The organism is Massilia horti (assembly GCF_004614195.1).
Taxonomy (GTDB): domain Bacteria; phylum Pseudomonadota; class Gammaproteobacteria; order Burkholderiales; family Burkholderiaceae_D; genus Telluria; species Telluria horti.
In genome coordinates, this window is record NZ_SPUM01000081.1 from 16572 (window position 1) to 37005 (window position 20434).

Consider the following 20434-nt stretch of genomic DNA (forward strand, 5'->3'; position numbering starts at 1 on the left):
GACTTGCATGAAAGGCGATTTCACCCGCAATACCTTCGATTCCGCCATGCACTTCAGCCGGGTCCTGATGCAGCAAGGACGTGTGCAGCTGGACGCCGACTGGAACGAACAGGCCGACATCGTGCTTCATCTGCTGCGCTCGCTCACGTCAGACCTGATCGGTCCGCATGGCGGAGCCGGCGATGGATTCTTGGTACAGCCGCGCAAGGACAGAGCTAACGATTTCCTGATTGGCTCCGGCCGTTACTACGTCGGCGGCATCATGTGTGAAAACGACGGCGGGGACGTGGGTTACGCTGCGCAAACGGGCGTCGGGGTCGATCCGGATCTACCGGTGATCAGACCTGGCACTTACCTGGCCTACCTGGACGTTTGGGAACGCCACCTCACCAGCCATGAGGTGCCCCGCATCCGCGAAACCGCGCTGGGCGGTCCCGATACGGCGACACGCGCACGGGTCGAATGGCTGGTCAAGCTGCTGCCGGTGGACGCCACCCCGCCACTTAGTTTCAAAGACTATGCCGAATTCCTCGATTTCCTCAAGCGGCACGGGCGCTTCAGGTTGTCCGAGGGTCGATTGATGGCGGGCGTCGCGGTAAACACGGATATGACGAATGCCTGCGTCGTGCCTGCGGATAACCGCTACCGCGGACTGGAAAACCAGCTCTACCGGGTTGAGATCCACCACGGCGGAAAGGCGTGGAACGGCTCAGGCGACAAGACAATTGCCGCAAGCTTCAAATGGTCACGCGATAATGGTTCGGTGGTGTTTCCTGTCGCCGGCGTCCAAGTGAACGGCGGCGACAGGGTGACCACGACCGTGACTTTAAAGGATCTTGGGCGCGACCGGAAGACGGGGCTTGCAAAGGACGACTGGGTGGAATTGGTGGATGATGCCTACGTCTTGCGCAACGGCGCCCAGCCCCTGCTGCGTGTGCTGGAAACCGACAGCGACAACATGACCGTGATCCTGGACGGGGAGCCCGGACCCGGCGTCGGCACGGACCCCGGCAGGCATCCTTTGCTAAGGCGCTGGGATCAGCGGCTCAAGACAGGAACGACGAATCCGGCCAATGACGGTGCGTTGTTGGTCCAGGCGGATTCGACGACTCCGGATGGCATCTGGATAAAGCTCGAGGACGGCATTCAGGTCAGGTTCGAGGCTGGCCGGACCTACAGCAGCGGCGATTACTGGCTGATCCCAGCGCGCACCGGGACTGGCAACATCGAATGGCCGGAGGAAGGCGACCCGCGCCACCCGAGCTGGGTGCAGCCGCGCGGAGACGTCCATTACTACGCGCCATTGGCGCTGGCTAGCGTCGATGCTAGTGGCAAACAACTTACTGTGTCGAAGGACTTCCGGCGCAGGATCAAGGACATTACGGCGTGAGTGCGGCGTTTCCGGCCGTCTGTCGCTACTTGGTTCCCACAATGTAATATTCTTGGAAGGCGGGATGCAGCTTCAAAGATGCGGAACAAATACCGCACTGCATGTACTCGTCGAGATGATTCGGTTGATTGTCGAGGCGAGGGTGCCCCGACTGATGCATATGGGCCTCGAGTGCGCAGATATTCGTCCTTACGTCGAGCCCGCCGAGGTACAGGGGATGAATATGGTGGGCGTCGTATGGCGCGTTCCACCTCGATTCGTCGTGCTCGACCATTGGATCGCAGGGTGACGGGGGCGGAATGTGCCTGCTGCGCGCATCGGCGATCTCCGCGGCAAACCGCGACTGCACGCGTCCGCGATCGCCCAGCCCTTCGGCCTCGCGGACATCGGATGGCGTACGAACGAGCACGAACTCTGGAGGATATGGCAATTCGGCCGGCCAATGAATCGGCAAGGGCTGGGGGCAGGGCGTGCTGCGGCAACGCCGCTGCTCATCCTCCTGGGTTGGACTGTCACTCGACAGGGTTGTCGCTGCCACCCCGGTGCCAATGGTTGCGGTCGCAGCCGTGAGCACGGACGAGCTTGTCGAGGCGGCTGCAGGGGCCACGGTTTCCAGCGCGGCAGGCGCTACCGTTTCTAGCGCAGCCGGCGCCACCGTTTCCACCACTGCGGGAGCGGCAGCCTCAAGGACTGCCGGCGCTGCCACTTCGCCAGCCGCCACCAGTGCACCGTCCGTGATGACCACCTCGGCGCCCACTTCGGCGACGACAACTATCTCCGGCGTTGCTTCCGCGACGACGATCGCGCCTGCCACGACTGCGGGCCAGCGCTGGATCTGCAGCGGGGTTTCGCCGAGTCCGCGGGACGCCGGGCCGGCCCCATGTCCCGCGACCGCCGCAGCCCCGGCGCGCTCGGCCTGCCGTTCCAGTTCCACGCCGCCCGGGCCGGATGTTGGCTGCGCAAGGCCGGCGGCTTGCTGTACCGTGTGCGCCAGTTCATGGGCGATCAGCAGGTCGCCGGCAGCGGTTCCGGGACGGTACTGGTTCGCCGCAAAAGCAATGTCCTGGCCAATAGTGAATGCGCGCGCCCCCAGGACTGTGCTAAAACGTGCGGCGGTGGGATCATCGTGTATGCGCACGGAGGCGAAGTCTCTCCTGAACGAACTTTCCATTCGGTCGCGCGTCGCCGGCTCCAGCGCGCGTCCGTTGCCAAGTTGCGTGCGAACGAGCGCCGGGTCGTGCGCTGGCAGCACCGCATCCTGGCGCTCGGTTGCCGCCTGCGCGCGCGGTCCCTGTCGCTCGGCAATTCGTCGCGCCACCACCCGAGCGCGCTCGGTCACGGCACGGATCAGGCCCGGCGCATCGGCGCCTGGAGCCGGATGCGCAAACGCGCGGATCAGGCGCATCAACGAAGACAGGGGACGGTGAGCGTAGCGTTCAATCGTGCGGAGGATGTATGGGCAGTCCGTCGCGGTGCGGCCGAAACGCCTGAGTTCGTCGTTGGTAGCCGCAAGCAAGGAGTCGCGCAACGCCGTCAGGAACTCCGATCGATGCATCTGGCCAGCCGCAACACGCTGGCCATCTTCGACGATGGCAGCACCGCGCGAAACGGCGGGGCGCGCGGGTGCGTCGCCGCGGCGCTGCCGTTGTATGGCACGGCTAGCGCCGGCGTCGAGTGGCGCTAGATATACGGTCGGCGCTGGCCCCGGATTGCCTGAAATTGGATCACTGGACAAGCTGGACGCGACCGCATCGGCCTGCCTTTCGTGAGCGTCGTTTGGGTCGCTGACGCGCATGCCACCGACGGCCGCCCGGCCAGAAACCGCGCCAGTCGACTGCTGGACCACATGGGCGAGTTCATGTGCGAGCAGGTGCCGGCCGGCGCTGGTTTGTGGGGAATATTCCCCGGTGTTGAACACCAGATCGCGCCCGGTCGTGTACGCTGCCGCATCGATTGCTTGCGCGGATTGCGCCGCCGCGGGTCCTGTATGTACCCGGACCTGACTGAAGTCGTAGCCGAAACGACGTTCCATGAATGCACGTGTGGAGGCGTCGAGGGCTTGGCCGGGCGAGCTCAGAACCTGATCCACGAGGAGAGCGGCGCCTGGGTTTTCAGCCTCATTGCCACGAGGCGAGCGCGCCGCGCGCTGCAAGCTTCCTTTCCTCGCACTGCATTCAGCACACTCGCGACCGTCGGCCGTTTGCTTGCCGCAAGAACACCTTCGGTGCAGCACCCGGTTCGATGCAGGCGTGCGGGACGGCTGTTTTTCCTGCGTGCATGGTCCTCGGACTATCTCGCTCATACGATCCCTCGCTCAAGCAGATGTAACGACATGCGCCGTCAATCGGGCATTTCGGACCTGTGGTCCGCAGGCGTCTTTTCGCCCTTTACTTCGCAAGCCCTTGATTTTTAAGGAGGTGTGCTCCCAAGGGTCAATTAAACCTTTGAATTTCAATGTACCACGAAAAAGTCGATTAAATTTGTGAGAAAGCCGAACGTACGTGCATTGACACGCTGGGCTGGCGCAACAGCAGCAACTGTCAACTGTTGGTGTATATTGAAATCCATGTTCCACGGCTCAAGCTGGTTCTCTACGAGCCTTCCTTTGTGCGCGTCCTTTCACTGAGGGATTGGCATGAATAAATCTACGCTCGCCCGGCAACTCGCTGCGCCAAAATTTTCACCAGCCATTCCAGTCCAACTTAGACGTAAATGTTCATGCGGCGCGCATACGGTTGCGGGCGCGACCTGCGCGACGTGTGCGAATAAGCGCCCTGGCGTGCAATCCAGGCTCGCCATTGGGGCCAGCGGCGACCCACTCGAAGTGGAAGCGGATCGGATCGCCGCTCAAGTTCTGTCGACGCCAGGAAAAAATGTCGTTGGCCGTGCAGGCCCAAGCATCCAACGCGTCTTCGGACCATCGGGCAAGGAGGCGGAACGTGCACCCGTCAGCGTTGACCGCGTCCTGGCTAGTTCCGGTGTACCCCTCGCCCCTCCGCTGCAACAGGACATGGAGAAGCGATTCAGCCACGACTTTTCGCGGGTGCGGGTGCATGCGGACGTGGCGGCGGAACGGTCGGCGCGCGACGTCGGTGCCAATGCGTACACGGCGGGACACCATATCGCGTTTGGTGCGGGACGGTTTGCTCCCGCGACGCATGAAGGGCAACGCCTGCTGGCACATGAGTTGGCGCATGTTGTACAGCAGTCCCGTAATGGCAGTAGTGCTATGCCGACGGTCATGCAGCGCGACACCGCAGGCGGAGGGGCGACGGAATTCCAGGACCAGGTGACGACAGTGAGCAGGCCGCCCGGCGAGCCTGGCATAGTTGAAGGCACGATTGCCCGCACCGAGACGTTTCCGGCAAGCGGTGCGACGCCGGCGAAGGATGAGACTGTCGGTGAAATGCATGTAAGCTTCGACCCGTCCGACTGTTCAGTTACCCTCCCGTACGGTTACAAATTTGTCCAGGCGGCGAGAGCGGCCCAGGAACCGATCTGCGCTGATCCTCCACCGACGACCGCAGTACCGCCGCTTGCTGCCGCCGCATTCAATCGGCTTAAGGCGAACATGCTTGAGTACGTCAACCGCGGCTTGAATGGCTGGTTCAATGTCCGCCTTTCAGGCAACGCCTGCCCAACTGGTTGTTCAGGACGCCCGTTACCTATCCGCGTCCAGGCACGCGAAGATGACGCACGTCCGGACACGACCATTAACGTTGTGAATCGAAGTGGCCGCGCAGACTCGGGAACGATCTGTGCCGGCTCGTTCGACCCCAGCACCTTAATGCACGAGGCCGGACATCAGATTCTTGGCGTCGGGGACGAATACCTGGAAACGAACGAGCACTATCGTGCGAGTAAGCCTGAATGGTTTCGACCCGAGCGCGTCCGGCGCGACTACTCGACGATGGGCCCCGAGGAGCAAACGCGTTTCGCGATGTTCCACGAACGGCATTTCAACGCCGTCAAAGTTTTCCTGGAGGGTGCCTTCCCTGGATGTTCTGCGACCTTGGAGGCGTTGCCGCGGCCGGTCATTCCAGACTACCGAATAAATCTCGGAGTCGGCTATGCCTCCCTGGGTGGGGCACCTGGCGAGTTCTTCGCGGCGGGTTTGCGTATCGGTATCCCGCTCGATCGTCTGCGCCGCTGGGAGGTCGTGGTCGGGCCGCAGTTCACTGCAATCTCTGCCCGCGGAGAGTCAATCACGAACGCCTTCCTCCTTGGCGCGAGGCTTGGGATGGAAAGGAGTACAGGTGAGGCCGGGCACGGATTCGTCGCCGAGGCCTTTGGCGAAGCGGGTTACGGTAGGTTCAGCTCAGGAATTGGCGCAGCGTCCCATAGTTCCGGTGCGCCGTACGGGGCGTTGGGATTGAGTGCCGGCTATCGCACCCCGATGCTCGACGGGATGCGCTTCGACTTCCGCCTGGAAAGCGCCGCCGGCACCGCGCTAGGAGCGGAAGATCCTGAACGCAGCAGATGGTTCCGTCTGGGCGTCACGGTCGGCACGCAGTTCTGAGGTGGTATGCATATGGCTTCTGTGGATGAGGTGTGAATGCTAGTAGTTCTGTCTATACGCTGCGCAAAAACGTCCCAATGACGCGATCACTCGGAATAAAAAGCTGCAAATTGTAGGTGTTTTGCATAACGAGAAGTTCCGTGAAATCCTTGTTTTGATGGCTAGACTTGAGCCAATACCGCAGCGGCGGTGTAGACGAGTTGACCTGCCCTGAAGACAACCAAGCTCTAGCATTGACACTTTGCTTCACAGACCATCCGGACGTTGGCACTTTTGTCTGGCCTTGTAGATGGCGATGGCCAGACAATGACAAAACCAAGCCGAGGGCGTTACTTGACATAATATAGATTATGCGAATGCGTGTTGTAAGTGCCATAGTGTAATGGCCGGTTTCCGCCCCAAGAACGCTCTTACCTAAATCTGCATTCAAGATAAACCTAAACGTTCCCTCAAATAGCAATTCCGCCGTATTCACTTTTTAGAGGTACGTTTAGGTTTCCGTCGGATGAGCATTCTTTTCAGGGGTACGTTTAGGTAAACCGTTTCGTGGCGGCGATGTCGGCGCATTACACCGGTCGGGCTGTGAGCCCGTGTCTAATGACTCCTCACACATTCCGGCTGTTAACGACTCGTACCAGCCGCCGCTTCTCCGCGCGTTTACCGTCTCCATCTGCAACGTTTCGCTTGCACCTGGCTGATGGGGTTTGCTGCGCTGCCTGCGCGCGGACGCGAGCCAATTCCTCCACAGCTTATTCCGCGCGCGCTGTCGCAACTGCAGCCCTCGCGAATCGCCACCTCGGGTTGATCGTGCGTCGACTGTCTGGCCGAGGGCCCGATCCCGCTCCTCTCGAAGTGATTGATGTTGAACCCTGAAATCTAATCAAGACCCACCGGTGGCGATGCGATTCGCGGCGAACGGCCAGACGCATACTAATTCTGTGACCCCAGGGCGTGCCAAATGCATCGAGACCGATGAGTCAAAGTTGCTCTCGGCCATTCAATTGCTGCTTTTGACCTATCGACTTGCAAATAGAGGTAGCTGTGCGGGCGAAGCGTTCGTGCATCGCAGCAACCCAGGAATCGCCGCTCAAAATGTTGCTGTAAATATTAAGCGTTGCGGCAATTCAGCTGCTGTGGCATCATGTATCGAAATTATTTTTTTGCTATGTCCGTGTCGGTTCGCGTATGAAGGAGAGCTGCATGTACGGCGCCACTTTCTTAATGATTACATCGCTCTCGTCGAGGGCAAACGAATCCTGCTCGCCGATCCCACCACTCAGAATTGTCCTTTGCCTAAGGGGTAATTTAATTATGGCATGAATTAATAGGAAGAGCATGCTCGGCACTCAACTCACGCTGATGAAATCCGCCAAGCCGGAGCTTATATAAAGTGATTTGCAATATGATTGATTGTAAATATTTTTAAACTAGGTCGTGCGGCCTCTCAAACAGAAAGGGTGCCATGATGTTGAGAATAACTGTGGCTTTTATGTTGACTGCTTTTATAGCCGGCCATGCAGTTGCAGGAGATTACCCGTTGAGCAAAGATATCGTAGTCGGTGACCATCTTCGCCTGGGAGTCGACCTTTATGGATTAATACCGATTTCCGCTGATATGGCATTGCCGCCTCCTGGCTCAAGCGAGCCTCGATGCGCAGGCGTGGATTCAGTCTACATGGTCGACAAAGTAACGAATGCAGATACCGTAATCGAGTTCATCTCGGTTAAGGATCCAAAAGCAACAGATACCTGTCCGAGAAATGCTCCGCCAGCACAACCTGGATCTCAGTACAAAATAAAAAACGAAATCTATTCAATGGTCAGCTACAGGACGACTGGTATCGCCTTTGGCGGACTTATCGTACCATTTAAGTTCCGATTAGGTAGTGACAAGAAGATCGCTGCCTCGCCAACCATCGCACCCTATCTAGGGTTTCGCTCGTCTTGGTTCCAAGGTTTTGGCACCGAGGTTATTCCTGTGGTTTCTGCCGGTCTTGGATTGGTACCTGTGGCAGACCCCAGTACCAATAAGACTGAAACCAAGCCTGCCTTCTCGACCGCCATTGGGATAACCATGAACAGCAGTAAGAGCAAAGACTTCAGCGCGGGCATTTTAATAGGGAAAGATTTTTTGAGCCGTGCCGATCGAGCGCCTGACCCGTCAGTAAGCAAAGTTTGGATATCTGCTTGGGTGGGCATCAGCAGATAACAAGTCGTATGCTTGGGGCCTTGGTCGACATTCTCGTCTGCGCGGTCCACCCCAGTTTACATCTCCGAGAGTTGCGAAACCGGCGGCGCTCGCCAGATTGCGCGCGCCGCCATTGCTTTTAGAACTTGCCGTAGTCGTTCGTCGACGGGCGCGCTTTAGGTCGACTGAGTAGCGTCCCTTTCGACATAGCGCGCCAGCATCGCAGCGAGCTTAGGTGCGATCTCCTCGTGGCTCGATACCGTCATGCTTAAATCACGCAACAGACCGTCGTACAGTCCGTAGACCCGACTGTGGATAGTGAGCGGCTGGACGCCGACGCGTTGCGGACGATAGTTGTCTTGGCGACGTTGATCACCTGCTCGGCCACGTTCAGTTGGACTAGGCGGTCGTGAGCCGCGCTAGGGCCGAGCACCTCGCCAGTTTCCACGCTGGGACGCAACGCTTGGGCTACATGCATGTGGGTTTCACCCGGCCATTTCGCTGGGAGTAAATGAAGCAGGGCTCTTACTCAACCGCCCCCTTGGCGTCCGCTTGTCTTTCCCGAGCCACGAGGAACGCGCGCAGTTCCGCGACGAGGCCCTGTTGCCCCTCATTCCTGGCATTCGCCGCCGCGAGCGCGATTTCGAGGCCACGTGCCCGCTCTGATAACGTCGCAATCTGGTTATCGAGCGTGGCTGCTTGCCGTTCGCTGTCTGCGAGCTGCGCAGTTAAAACGTCATTGCGTTGTTCGACGCCTCGGAGCGCCTCGAGCTGGATTGCATAGCGGCGTCCGCGTTCCTCGGACTCGTGGAGCGTTTGCCGGGCTTGCGACAGTTCGGTTATCAGTCGCGCCCCTTCACGGTTCAGCCGTGTGACGTCGTCCTGCCTGACGATGATCGTCTGCTGGGCCGTGCGCAGCTCGGCCTGCAGTTGCTGGACCTGCTGCTCGTGGCGCCGTGCATCCTGCTCGCGCTGTTCCTTAACCGATTGCCGGTAGTGCTCGAGCGCTTCGTAGGCATGACGGTGCTTGTCTTCAAGCGAGGCGCAGTGCACCTCTTTGTCCGTCAGGCGTTCCAGCAGGGCCGCGCTGCGTTGCTCTGCGGCATGGCGGGCGATATGTTCCTGCTGCAGGGCCTCGCGGGTGCCCGCGTGAGCTTGCTGCTCTTCCGCAAGAGCCGCTTCCGCGTGTTGACACTGCGTGCGCCACTGCTCGGCTTCCGCGCGGGCGGCCGAGAGCGCCGCAGCCTGCTGCCTCTCGCGTTCTGCATGCTCGGCGCGCAGCGTCTCGATGCGTCCATCGGCCTCTTCCTGGAGCCGGGCCGCGAGGCGTTCCACGAGATCCTGCAGGGCATCGGAGATCGACGCCTTGCGCCCGCCGGCGGCGCCCTCCTCTGCCTCCAACTCCTTGAGGTACTTGTGGATAGTCGTTTTCGAGCCGGTGTTGCCGAGCGCGATACGAACGGCGTCAACCGATGGACGCTTGCCTTGGGCGAGCAATGCGTCGCGCGCCTTGCGCACCTCGGAAATATAGATGCCTGCCTTGGCCATATCCGGGTTCTCCACGATTTAACGTACTGCGTTATGTACTACGTAATTACATAATAAATACAGCTAAGCAGCAAGCGATATTTCATCCAAATATAAGATCGGATAATCAGACATTATCCTGTATGATGTGAGAACTCCCACCGTTTTTCCGGCATGCGTCCGTAATGCTCCCTTTGGCAGCGACACGATGACCAAGCTCGACCAATACCTTGAAGCCGCGGTCCGAGATAACACGCGCCAGAGCTACGCCTCAGCCATCCGGCACTTCGAGATCGACTGGGGCGGCTTCCTGCCCGCCACCGCCGACAGCATCGCTCGTTATCTCGCCCACCATGCCGAAACGCATTCGGTCAACACCTTGCAGCAACGGCTGGCGGCGCTTGCACAATGGCACATCGAACAAGGCTTTCCCGACCCGACCAAAGCCCCGGTCGTGCGCAAAACCTTCCGCGGTATTCGTGCACTGCATCTTTCCCAGGAAAAGCAGGCCAAGCCGCTGCTGTTCGATCAGATCGAGCAGGTAGCGCAGCGGCTCAATAACGCGGTGCTGGACGCCCGCCGACGGTGCAACCGCGGCGACGAGCTACGCCATCTCCGGGACAGGTCGTTCCTACTGCTCGGCTTCTGGCGTGGCTTTCGAGGGGATGAACTGACCCGGCTCCTGGTCGAACATGTCGAGGTGGTGCCGGGGCAAGGCATGATCTGCTACTTCCCGATAAGCAAGGGCGACCGCCAGAACGAAGGCAGCACGTTCAGGGCGCCGGCGCTGTCGCGCTTGTGCCCGGTCGACGCCTTCGTTACATGGATCACCGCGGCGCAACTGACACAAGGCCCGGCGTATCGTGGCATCGATCGCTGGGGACATGTCAGCGATCGTGGGCTGCATTCCGACAGCGTTATCCCGCTCCTGAGAGCAATGCTCGGCGAGGCCGCCATACCTGACGCCGATTGCTACAGTGCACATTCGCTCCGTCGGGGATTTGCCAGCTGGGCGACATCCAATGGTTGGGACTTGAAAACGCTGATGGAGTATGTCGGATGGAAGAATGTCCAGTCGGCCATACGCTACATCGACGCCGGCGATCCTTTCGCGAGGCACCGGATCGAGTCGCAGATCCAGTCCACACTGGTCGACGATGCCGCGCGGCCCCGAAAACTCCGGTGACGCCAGGCTTTATCCCGCCGGCTGCGATTCCACTTTCTGTTGTCGTTGCACTGGGATCGTCCGCCCCACGCTACTGAGGTCAATCTTGGTGATCCACCACGCCTTCCCTTGGAAGGTGAAATTGAAAGCGTCCAGCTTGATGACCTTTCCTTGTTCGACCCGCTCCAGGCCGGGTTTCGGCCAATAGCCGTCCAAAACAGTCGTATCGGAATCGCCTTTGTAGTAGGCTTTGTGTAACGCGAGCATCGTCTGGCGCAGCCGTGTATCGCCCTTTTGCAAGGTCTGGCAGGTTCCCACTGCGCTGCAAAGCTGGACCGGGAAGGCTACGAATCGTTCAGCCCGATCAAGCATGTCAGCATCCCTCAGATAGCTGAATACCCAAGTAGCCGCTTCTGAAATTTCGCGCGCTTCTTCCAAAATGTGTTGATTTTCGTATTCGATCTCGTTGCGCATCGAGTTTCTCTCGGAAAAGCGTCCCTTCTCAGCGACGAGCACATCGTCGACCCGCCAGCTGCTGTTTTCCTTCACCAGCACGTACCTCATCTTCCGATCGTAGTCGGCGCCGTATTCAGGATACACTTTGAAGGAAACATCGACGGTATTCTTGCCGGAGACAACGGCCTTGAAGCCGGCCTTTTCGAAGGAGAGCTTCGGGTCGATCTCCTGGGCGTCTAGGAATACGTCATAATCCGCGCCGTAACCACAGATCTCATCACCGCGAGACAGTGTCCCGCACAGCTTTGCGTTGGTTTCGATCCGGGCTTCTGCGCCTTTTGAATAGAACGACCCGGGCGGAATTACGTAATATCCCTGTTGCGTCTCTGGCATAGACAGGTAGTTTTTGTAGAAGCTCGTGATGAACTCGACCTGCTCACGGTCCCGGGCCTTCACGTAGTACGAGAATCCCATCATCGCCGCGACGACGCAAAGAAGCAGGCTGAACGTCAACAGGTACTTTTTCTTGGCTTGCACGATAGGTCCTCCAAGGCGTCGGCGGTGAGTGAGATTGTGCTTGAGAGTAGTCGAAGGGGATTGGCAATCGTCAAGAATTTGAGCTGCTCGCTGACCGCCGCAGAACTTCCGCCCTACTGCCAGGCCCGTCCACCGATCTGTTTGGACGAGCGGTTGATGAGTACCCAGTTGACGAGCAAACCGACGAGAAGGACACCCACCGGAAGAGAGCCATTGGAGATGCCCCGTCGCCAGCGAGGACTGGCGAAACGGGGCGCCGTTGTTGAGGAGGTAACTGGTATAGACGGCTTTGCAGGCCGCTGGAGCCCTTCGAAATCAAAGACTTGCGTTAGCACTTCAGTTAACACCTCATGCGTTCGCACAAATAACCACTTGAGCTCGCTCATCACTCACGCCGCACGTAACCGAAAACGGCGCAGCCGCCCCCCAATGCCGGATGAAAAAACGAAGTGGGAAAGAAGCGAAAAAGTGAACCGCCCCCTTCCTCCTTACAACGTCGCAGCTAGGTCTGGCCCAACAAAGAGCACTTCCTACACTCTTCAACATCGTGTAGTGTTGTCACCCGCATAACCACTAGCAATGGAGCGACAATGAAACAATATCAGATAAGCCAGTTTTTAACCCAAGCGCAGGCTGTCACGCAGCTAGCGCAAAGAATCCGTGACACGCTTCTGTCGACATCCCCCGACGATCTCCTTTCGCAGCACGTCGTTTATTCCCTTGTCCCGGACGAGCCTCTCAGCGTTTTCGCTGACGTCCTTCATACGCGCCACATTGTTCGCCTCGAGTACGCTAAATACACACTGCCTAATGGCGAGCTCGCTTCCGCGCGCTACGTCGACATCTCCCTCATTGGAGGTAACGAGGTCACAGGTAGCATATTGATGAGCATTGTTGCGCCCAACCATTTGCTGTTACCCAATGATGAGAACCTGGAGTTCCCGTTAGGTGGAGACGACAGTTATCAGGTGGGCCGCGTTCGAAACGCCATTACACAAGCTCTGCTCGGGTCAGTAATTGGGGGCCTGCCAAAGTGGACTAGCGGCAGTTGAAGATGTGCGCGAGGGGAGCACAGAAGTAGTTTCATCCAGGGGCGTTCTAGCTACGTTTTTATCGAATGCAGCGGTAGGATGACGTCCTCAACCATGAATCGTTTTGAATCATTCATCTATGCCCGATATCTCCGCTGACAACCTGGAACCTGCCAAAGTAACGCTCGACGACCTCCGAAGCGCCGGCGTGAACGCGGTTTTGGATCAACCGTCGACCGTTGACTACACGGCCATGAACACCTCGCTGAACAAGGCCGCGGATGAGGCAAAGGCTGCCGGGGATGAAGCCAAAGCTCGGGCCTTGGGCTTCATGGCGGCAATCTGCTCAATGATGCTGACGCCCAGCGAAAAGGCGGCACCGTTCCAACCGATGCTCGTCATCGGGGGCCGGCGAACCATGATCCCCGACGATCTCAGTCAGGCCGATATCGACCTGCTGGGCAGTTTTTGCGCCGAAGTAAAAAATGACCTGTTGCGGGCACGCTTGGCCGACTTGGTGTGGATGAAGGACCGGCGCAAAGGTATCGGATTCGCACGTACGGCAATCGACGGCTATCGCACACACCCCATTGATGCCGATACTTGGCACATCAGCGGCCAGGCCGTGTGGCACCGCGCGCTGCAACTTGCAATTTCGATCGGCGCCGGCGCAGAGAACCGAGCGACGGAGATCGAATCGACACTTTTGGGCGCATTTGATAATGCGCATGGCGCTGACGGCATCGAGCCGCTCTGGTACGTACGTCCGCTTTTCGTCGAAAAGCGCGCCCGTCCCGAAGCCTCCAGGATCGCCGGTGAATTCGAACGGATCGGTCGGGAGCGCCTAGCCGCTGGCAACGGATTCGCTGCTGAGAGCTTCTTCCAAGAGGCCGAACGGTGGTTCGAGCGCGCGCATCTTCCGGAAAAGCAGGCCGGCGTGCTGGCAATGCTCGCGTCTAGCTACGCCGATTTGGCGGAGGCAAGCGGATCCGCGATCGCTCGTCAGGAATTCATCACGCGCGCGATCGCGACCTATCGCCAAGTCCCAGGGCAATACCGGGCAGAGCACAAGGTCGAAGAGACCATCGATACATTGCGCGCGAAGCTTGCCGCTGCTGGGCGCCTGGCCTTGGGCGAGATGAAGCTTATCAAGGGCCCCACGATTGATTTGACGAAATTCGTGGAACAGAGCATGCGAGCGGTGACCGGGAAAACGCCGCTGGACGCGCTGCTTGCGTTCTGCGCACTACACCCCTTCCCAAACCGCCAGAAATTGTACGACGCGGCAAAAAATCTGGTCTCGCAGAGCCTCGTCGGCCGGCTGTTCGGCGGAGCCACTTTGGCTGAGGACGGACGCGTGATCGCCCGACGCGGCGGGGCCGACAATGGGGCTGAGGCGGAGGCGGCCCAAATCGAGGCTCGAGCGGTCAAGTCTTGTGTCGAGCTTGCAGCAATGACGGCGCACGGTATGATCATTCCAGCACTCGACGCCATGCAGATGGAATCGCATCTGACCCCGCTGGATTTCGCCAACCTAGCCTACAGTGCCTCATTCGTCCCGAACGACCGAGCAGACGTGGTTGCGAAAGGTTTATATGCTGGTTACTGCGGCGACTACGTGCAGGCCATCCACATACTGATGCCACAGTTCGAACACATGGTGCGGGTCGCGCTGCAGAACGTTGGCGCACATACAACGACCCATGACAAGGACGGTATCGACATGGAAACCGGCCTTTCGACGCTCGTGGAGCGCGAACAAATGGCAGCGGTATTCGGAGAGGATCTAACCTTCACGATTCGCTCGATCATGTGCGAACAGGAGGGCCCCAACCTGCGCAATGCTGTTGCCCACGGCTTGGCAGACAGCGGATTGTGCAACGGACAGCTTGGAGTCTACGCGTGGTGGCTAGTCCTTCGCTTGGTAGTTTGGTCCTATATGGCGGCGATGCAAGGGCCTGATCCCGAAGGTGTGGCGCCGTCCAAGTAGCAATCCACAGCCGAGCTCATAGTTAAATTGAACAAAAATGGGACAAAGTAAAAATCGAAAAGACGCACTATTCGCGAAACAGAGCAACTGCGTTTTCTGTGGTGGCCTAGAGATCGCAACAACAATAGAGCATTGTCCACCTCGAGCGCTTTTTCAGGATCGTCAGTGGCCAGAAGGTTTTGAGTTTCCGGCATGCGCTAGCTGCAATAACGGGACCTCTGACCAAGATCTTCTTATCGCTACGCTAGCAAGATGCGGCCTGGACGATCAAGGGAATACTGATGGACGATTGGAGGGGCTCTTAAGAATGGTGAATCGCCAATATCCTTCACTGATCAAGGAGATGCTGCCAAACTCGATAGAAGCGAGGCGAATGAACCGCGAGTTGGGTATTACCCCGGATCACGGTGAAACGCACAAGGGTGTCGCACCTGTGAAAGTCACCGAAGAGATGCACTCGGCTGTGCAAACCTTTGCAGAAAAACTTTCAAAAGGTATTTTTTTCATCGAGACGAACCGCATATTTCCAAGGGCAGGCAAGTTGGCGCTCAACTGGTTTACAAATGCAGAGCTGATTCGGAGCGGTCATTACCCGATTTTCAAGCTGCTTGCCGAAGTTCAAGGCGTGGTCCCAACCTTAAAGCGAAATCGACAGTTTCTTAACGACCAGTTCTCGTACAAGTACAGCGGAGTGCCCGATGCGGACATGTTTGTGCTTCAGGTATCGTTTGGCACGGCTTTCGGGTTCCTGGTGTTTGGAGCGGAGCAAGCTGGGCGCCTTGAGGCTATGCTAGCGAATATGGAGGCAAAGACGGGTCGCAAAGGCCCGTTCGTGCTTCTCTAAGCGTCTTGCCACGTCTGCTAGGCGCTGGGAAAACAACACACCGTGGATAATTTCCGCAGCCCGCCGCCCTTGCCCGTGTCGAGGAGTGAAGGCCACTGGAAAAATAGCGGCACGAGCTCGCCCAAACCATTTCCTGAGCTCGCTCAGAATCCGTCCCCCGCAAGGACGGAGCGGGCGGCACTAAGCACAAGTTGACAGAGTCAACGGGCCCCAACGGGGCCCGTACTCGGAAAACTGGAGGCGAGGACGGGAATCGAACCCGTCTAGACGGCTTTGCAGGACGCTGTGTTTCCACCTGGGTCACCCGCTACAAAAACACGTTCCAGATGGCGGTTCCTTTGCTGAAACGCGTATTCAGGCACCCGCGCGAATGAGCCCAAGCAATGCGCCGCACGTTATTTGATGGATACTTTTTCAGAAATCCGTATTGATTGCCATTGCCCGGTCGTCGCCTCGGTGGGCATTCTCGGGAAACGCGGCCACAGAGCGAGAGATGTGAAGAATGCTTCAGGTACTTGCTACGCATCGGATCGTCGTCTTCGACAGCGAACTACTCGGCCTACGTGGCGACCAGTACGCCACTGCGCTCGTCACGTGGAACGACGATTATCACGCCGACGGATACTGGGCCTGGTTTCAGAAATTCTTCGATGAGGAACGCTTCGAGGCCGTTCTATGCCCGACCGACGGCCTTCAGGCTCCAATCGACTACGGGCTCTTGCAGTAGGACCGGTCGGTCCGCCCCTGTCCATCTGAATGCCGTGCGATTTGCGGCAACACAGCATGCCGCGTCGTTGCAACATCGATAATTCAACGAGAAGGTACGGCGTTGGCTGAGCGATCCCGTTCTGTGGAAAGGCCCCGCAGCCAGTCGGTTCAGAGTACTTCAACTTTGGCATTAAGCCCGACTATGCTTCGATTCGCTCCAATCGTCCTGTCGTGGATGGTGATAACGGCAAACGCCAGTCCGGTCAGCGACCTGGCGAGCGCAGCGCGAGCCCAGATCGGCGTCACGATACTCTATGACAGCAGCTACCAGCGCATCGCTTATCCTGGAGGAGACGTGCCACTGGACCGCGGCGTCTGTACGGACGTCGTGATACGTGCGTACCGAACGATCGGCATCGACTTGCAAAAATTGGTGCACGAGGACATGCGGCAGGCGTGGAATGCGTACCCGCACCCGGCAAAATGGGGCCTGAAGTCGACCGACACCAACATCGACCACCGCCGTGTACCCAACCTTGCCACGTTCTTTCGTCGTCATGGAACATCGATTGGCGTAACTGGCCGGCCCGCGGACTTTCGCCCGGGCGACATCGTTACCTGGCAGATCCAGCCGAGCCTACCGCATATTGGCATCGTGTCGGACCAGGTTTCGGCAGCAGGCACTCCTTTAGTGATCCACAACATTGGTTATGGCGCGACGTTGGACGATATCCTGTTCGCGTTCCCGATCACAGGCCATTACCGGTACCCATCGGCGTCGACCGGGACACCTCGATAAGGATCTTTTGTCGGGCACCGGATCGCGTCGCGGGCGAAGCGCAAAGCGTCGACAGCGCCGGGCCCCGCGTAGAACAAGCGGGACAACTTAGCATGTGCAAGCTCAACACCTCACTCGCGAGGGTCATCCAATCCTCGTTGATTACTTCCCAACTGCCGGCGCGTTGTTGTCATGCTTGCTCAATGGATATTGAATGGGGTGCCGCGACGTACACAATCTTGGATGGGATATGAAAGAGCAGATCCGCCTCTCTCTTGGGCGAAGCGCGCGTGATTTTCGGAATATTGTGTGGCCTTTGATATTAACGGTGCCTTTACTCAACGGAGGTACGCTGAAACCTGGGGAGGCAGCGGCCGGACAGGAGTCGAAAGACGAATTGGATTTTTTGGCAGGGATTGACGCATGGCAGCTATTCACTCGAACCTCTGTGGTACGTGGAATCGCTAGCCGCGTGCAGTGGAAGGATTGCTACCAAACTTTTACTGTACGGGTCAGCCGCCCGAATGGCGGCGAAACTGAGTTCCAAAAGCGCTTTGATGTAAAAAACAAAAATAATGGCCACCTGTATCCCTACATTACGGTGCAAGCGTTTTTGAATGGTAAAGGTGGGCGCCTTCTGGCAGCGGCAGCGATAAAAACAGAAGATCTTATCGAGGCGGTATCGGATCCCCACTGGTGGCAGAAGACCGCGGTTTTCTTTTCGATTGGAATGGGAAACCTATTGGGTGCCGGACTGAACTATCATCCAGAGTCGCCTGTTTAGCTACCTCCCCTAGCCCTCGCGTACTTGCCACTAATAGTTGTACTTAATGAGCTCGATATTGGGCGTCCGCTGGGGCCGCGCTCGGCTCAGTGCGCGGCACCTCGATTGGCCAGTGCTGCCCTTCGTCCCCCGGTTCCGGCCACGCTCGGGCGCTAGATTCCCTGGCCGCCTGCGTGTTAGGCCAGAATAATCTTGAATGGTCCCCCAATAAAAACAACAACTTAAGAATGAAATACAGCCTCGTTGGCGGCTGTAATTTCTTGAACAGACCAACATTACAGCGCGTTTTGGCTCCCCTACGATAATAGTCTCTTGAATGGGTCCCGAACTGTTCCGTGAAGCTACTCATCGCGGCAAGCCGTTTCCACATGTTAATGAAACAATCGCTTCCTGGGTAGGAATTTCACGTGGGATAAGCTCCCACGCTCGGGTTGGCGCGTTCGCTCTCGCCCCTGCACAACCGTTCTTGGGGAAGCGCGTTGCGGCTCGCTTTCACGATAGCCCACAGCCGACGCACATCAGGATGTTTGGCGTAGTCCAGCACCACTTGGGCGCCTGCCAATTGACCGTTATACCGTCCCTGTAGCTTGGATTTGCCTAACAGGTCGCGCAACACATCTTCTGGCGGTGCCAGGATTCCCCTGAGGTGTGGCAGCCGCGATGCAATGGCAAGGCCCTCCGGGTCGTAATCTGGCGCCGACCATACCGGGCGACCGAAAGCGTCCAGAAAACTTATTGCCGCGCCAATCGAGGTATGGCCGCCGCCCCGCCACAATACGAGCGGGTTTTCTCCGGCTGCTCCCAGATCGAGTTCGAGGTCGTCAATGCGCTCGAAAGCCTCCCAGTTCTCGACCACAATCACCGACTCGTGTCGTATGCAATCGAGCGCACTGGAGACATCGCATTCCAGATTATCCCGCGGCGGTAGGAAGATAGATTCGCGTCCGCACTTCAGTGGCCGGCCCGGTAGCGCCTTCAGCGCAATCCTGTTGGCACGTACGGCCAGGCCCGCCCATTTCTCGTCTGGCCCCAGTTCCAGCGCTGCAGCGCGACTGACACCAGCCCAGGCTTCGGCCGGAGTAGTCGGATCGATGTTGTCGGCGCGCAGCCAGGCGCGAATCCGCACCTTATGCGCCGCGTTGAACATGACGTTCCTGCCCCGAAGGGTGCCAATACCGCTTTCAGCGACGAATGCTGTAAGCGTCTTCGAGGCATGGAATTGCATTCGCTCAGCCGGGCTCTGAACAACTTTCAACAAGCTCTGGGCGAGCATTTTTGTGGTCATCAACGCACCTTCGATAGCAATAGGTCGGTAACATAAATATTCCCACACAACGGCTCTGTATCGATTGTTATGGGCTCGAAGTTCACATCGGCGCTGCGCCTGCGGCGCAAGGAGCCTTCGTGTAGCAGGCACAGCAACCAGATATCGTCATCGAGCTGCGCAAGGTCGCAACGCTGTGCTTTCCAAGCGAGCGCGGACACCGGCACGTCACCGAGATCGGCAAGCAGTGCCGCCAGCGCTTCTTGCCACGGTTGGGTACTCGCCATTTCGTCGTCCGTCAGTTCAGGTTCATCCGGCAGCAGAGCGCCGAGCCGTGCCGGTGCGCTGATGGGTGGCTTGACGCTTGGGATCGACATCGCAATGTCATAAAATACCTGTTCCTGAACCGGATTTTGAATACATGGATGCGCCACCAAAGAAAAGCCAGCGGCCCGGCGCATCCACGCCGGCGCGTCATCGAATACTTCGATCTCTTGCGGGACAAAGGATGGCGTACGTTTTAAAAAGAGCTCGAAGGCACGCATGCGTTTTGCGAGCAGTTCGATCTGCCTGGTGCGGAAAAGATAATCCCGCAAGATTGCGGTGATGTCGAGCAGTTGAGCACGCCATTGGGGAAGATGATTTACGATCTGGGAGCGATACGTTTCGCACATCCGCTCCCCCTCAGGCGTGGCCTCCAGCGTGTGGAGCAAGTTACTGGACTGGATTGCGCCCAATGCTTGGCTGATGCTCTCGACACGCCCCAGATAAAATTCGTTCTGGGCGCGTTTCTCTGCATAGGTGGGAACGTTCGCGAATCGGTTATCGGCCAAAACACGGAGGAACTGCAGGGCGACGGTAACACTGTCGGATAAGGCGAAAACCGCCCGGTCGAATTCGTCGATATAGCGGTCCGCATCGTCCGGGCGCCCATCAAAGATTGCGTGAGCGACAAGGTCCGCGATCTCCGGAAGCCGCCTGTCGAGATCAGCGACATCAGCCCCTACCATTGAGTAAAGCCTGTCGACACGAAGTGCCTCGTCAAGATGCTTGGCGAGGGAGCTGGCCAGACGGTAGGTACCTTCTTTGAACGGGATAAGAATGCGTGCCTGGTTCAGCTTGTGCAGACCCCGCCCTCCATCCGGATCGTCAGAATGGTCGACTTCACCGCGGTTATACGCGGCGGCGATGAGCTGCCGGTGCTTGTGCAACTCATTAAGGTGTGCAATGACGAGGTCAGGGTGATTCGGCAT

At 58.3% G+C, this 20434-nt stretch carries 15 protein-coding genes; 10 read left to right on the plus strand and 5 right to left on the minus strand.

The window, feature by feature from the left end:
• Positions 1–7 precede the first annotated feature (7 nt).
• On the plus strand, positions 8–1390 hold the full coding sequence (locus E4O92_RS12415; protein ID WP_135190088.1) for a DUF6519 domain-containing protein: 1383 nt from the start codon (positions 8–10) through the stop codon (positions 1388–1390).
• A 25-nt stretch (positions 1391–1415) separates the two neighbouring features.
• On the opposite strand, the gene E4O92_RS12420 is transcribed toward E4O92_RS12415, so the two are convergent.
• On the minus strand, positions 1416–3692 hold the full coding sequence (locus E4O92_RS12420) for an eCIS core domain-containing protein (RefSeq protein WP_135190089.1): 2277 nt from the start codon (positions 3690–3692) through the stop codon (positions 1416–1418).
• Between the two features lie 333 nt (positions 3693–4025).
• On the opposite strand from E4O92_RS12420, the gene E4O92_RS12425 reads away from it, so the two are divergent.
• Both E4O92_RS12425 and E4O92_RS12430 read left to right on the plus strand, forming a co-directional pair.
• A complete protein-coding gene (locus E4O92_RS12425) occupies positions 4026–5909 on the plus strand; it encodes an eCIS core domain-containing protein (protein ID WP_135190090.1) in 1884 nt (627 codons plus the stop codon).
• A gap of 1537 nt (positions 5910–7446) precedes the next feature.
• Positions 7447–8118 carry a hypothetical protein gene (locus E4O92_RS12430; protein WP_135190091.1) on the plus strand — a complete coding sequence of 224 codons (672 nt, stop codon included), beginning with the start codon at positions 7447–7449 and terminating at the stop codon, positions 8116–8118.
• A gap of 504 nt (positions 8119–8622) precedes the next feature.
• Here E4O92_RS12430 and E4O92_RS12440 read toward each other — a convergent pair.
• Positions 8623–9645 (minus strand): DNA-binding protein, encoded by a 1023-nt coding sequence (locus tag E4O92_RS12440; protein WP_135190092.1) that lies wholly within the window; start codon positions 9643–9645, stop codon positions 8623–8625.
• Between the two features lie 187 nt (positions 9646–9832).
• Here E4O92_RS12440 and E4O92_RS12445 point away from each other — a divergent pair, with 187 nt between their 5' ends.
• Positions 9833–10810 carry a site-specific integrase gene (locus tag E4O92_RS12445; protein WP_135190093.1) on the plus strand — a complete coding sequence of 326 codons (978 nt, stop codon included), beginning with the start codon at positions 9833–9835 and terminating at the stop codon, positions 10808–10810.
• A gap of 9 nt (positions 10811–10819) precedes the next feature.
• On the opposite strand, the gene E4O92_RS24825 is transcribed toward E4O92_RS12445, so the two are convergent.
• Entirely contained in the window at positions 10820–11782 is a 963-nt protein-coding gene (locus E4O92_RS24825; protein WP_167759778.1) for a hypothetical protein, read from the minus strand.
• Positions 11783–12372: 590 nt separating this feature from the next.
• Here E4O92_RS24825 and E4O92_RS12455 point away from each other — a divergent pair.
• The 6 genes from E4O92_RS12455 (at position 12373) to E4O92_RS12480 (ending at position 17917) form a co-directional block, all read left to right on the plus strand.
• On the plus strand, positions 12373–12834 hold the full coding sequence (locus E4O92_RS12455) for a hypothetical protein (protein ID WP_135190094.1): 462 nt from the start codon (positions 12373–12375) through the stop codon (positions 12832–12834).
• 118 nt (positions 12835–12952) lie between these two features.
• A complete protein-coding gene (locus E4O92_RS12460) occupies positions 12953–14803 on the plus strand; it encodes a DUF7380 domain-containing protein (protein WP_135190095.1) in 1851 nt (616 codons plus the stop codon).
• 373 nt (positions 14804–15176) lie between these two features.
• A complete protein-coding gene (locus E4O92_RS12465) occupies positions 15177–15647 on the plus strand; it encodes a hypothetical protein (RefSeq protein WP_135190096.1) in 471 nt (156 codons plus the stop codon).
• A gap of 502 nt (positions 15648–16149) precedes the next feature.
• The gene (locus E4O92_RS12470) at positions 16150–16374 is read left to right on the plus strand and encodes a hypothetical protein (RefSeq protein WP_135190097.1); all 225 of its coding nucleotides are present in this window, start codon (positions 16150–16152) and stop codon (positions 16372–16374) included.
• A 183-nt stretch (positions 16375–16557) separates the two neighbouring features.
• Positions 16558–17154, plus strand: coding sequence for a DUF1287 domain-containing protein (locus tag E4O92_RS12475; RefSeq protein ID WP_135190098.1), 597 nt, complete (start codon positions 16558–16560; stop codon positions 17152–17154).
• 229 nt (positions 17155–17383) lie between these two features.
• On the plus strand, positions 17384–17917 hold the full coding sequence (locus E4O92_RS12480; RefSeq protein WP_135190099.1) for a hypothetical protein: 534 nt from the start codon (positions 17384–17386) through the stop codon (positions 17915–17917).
• A 403-nt stretch (positions 17918–18320) separates the two neighbouring features.
• Here E4O92_RS12480 and E4O92_RS12485 read toward each other — a convergent pair whose 3' ends face one another.
• Together E4O92_RS12485 and E4O92_RS12490 are read right to left on the minus strand one after the other, a co-directional pair.
• Entirely contained in the window at positions 18321–19202 is an 882-nt protein-coding gene (locus E4O92_RS12485; protein WP_135190100.1) for a DUF7281 domain-containing protein, read from the minus strand.
• Entirely contained in the window at positions 19202–20434 is a 1233-nt protein-coding gene (locus E4O92_RS12490; protein WP_135190101.1) for a hypothetical protein, read from the minus strand. The genes E4O92_RS12485 and E4O92_RS12490 overlap by 1 nt, the downstream gene beginning before the upstream one ends.

Excerpts from the sequence above, each read along its gene's own strand:
- E4O92_RS12465 (WP_135190096.1), top strand. The coding sequence starts at position 15,177 with ATGAACCGCGAGTTGGGTATTACCCCGGATCACGGTGAAACGCACAAG.
- E4O92_RS12445 (WP_135190093.1), top strand. The coding sequence starts at position 9,833 with ATGACCAAGCTCGACCAATACCTTGAAGCCGCGGTCCGAGATAACACG.
- E4O92_RS12425 (WP_135190090.1), top strand. The coding sequence starts at position 4,026 with ATGAATAAATCTACGCTCGCCCGGCAACTCGCTGCGCCAAAATTTTCA.
- E4O92_RS12490 (WP_135190101.1), bottom strand. The coding sequence starts at position 20,434 with ATGCCGAATCACCCTGACCTCGTCATTGCACACCTTAATGAGTTGCAC.
- E4O92_RS12470 (WP_135190097.1), top strand. The coding sequence starts at position 16,150 with ATGCTTCAGGTACTTGCTACGCATCGGATCGTCGTCTTCGACAGCGAA.
- E4O92_RS12455 (WP_135190094.1), top strand. The coding sequence starts at position 12,373 with ATGAAACAATATCAGATAAGCCAGTTTTTAACCCAAGCGCAGGCTGTC.
- E4O92_RS12485 (WP_135190100.1), bottom strand. The coding sequence starts at position 19,202 with ATGACCACAAAAATGCTCGCCCAGAGCTTGTTGAAAGTTGTTCAGAGC.
- E4O92_RS12420 (WP_135190089.1), bottom strand. The coding sequence starts at position 3,692 with ATGAGCGAGATAGTCCGAGGACCATGCACGCAGGAAAAACAGCCGTCC.
- E4O92_RS12480 (WP_135190099.1), top strand. The coding sequence starts at position 17,384 with ATGAAAGAGCAGATCCGCCTCTCTCTTGGGCGAAGCGCGCGTGATTTT.
- E4O92_RS12440 (WP_135190092.1), bottom strand. The coding sequence starts at position 9,645 with ATGGCCAAGGCAGGCATCTATATTTCCGAGGTGCGCAAGGCGCGCGAC.
- E4O92_RS12460 (WP_135190095.1), top strand. The coding sequence starts at position 12,953 with ATGCCCGATATCTCCGCTGACAACCTGGAACCTGCCAAAGTAACGCTC.
- E4O92_RS12415 (WP_135190088.1), top strand. The coding sequence starts at position 8 with ATGAAAGGCGATTTCACCCGCAATACCTTCGATTCCGCCATGCACTTC.
- E4O92_RS12475 (WP_135190098.1), top strand. The coding sequence starts at position 16,558 with ATGCTTCGATTCGCTCCAATCGTCCTGTCGTGGATGGTGATAACGGCA.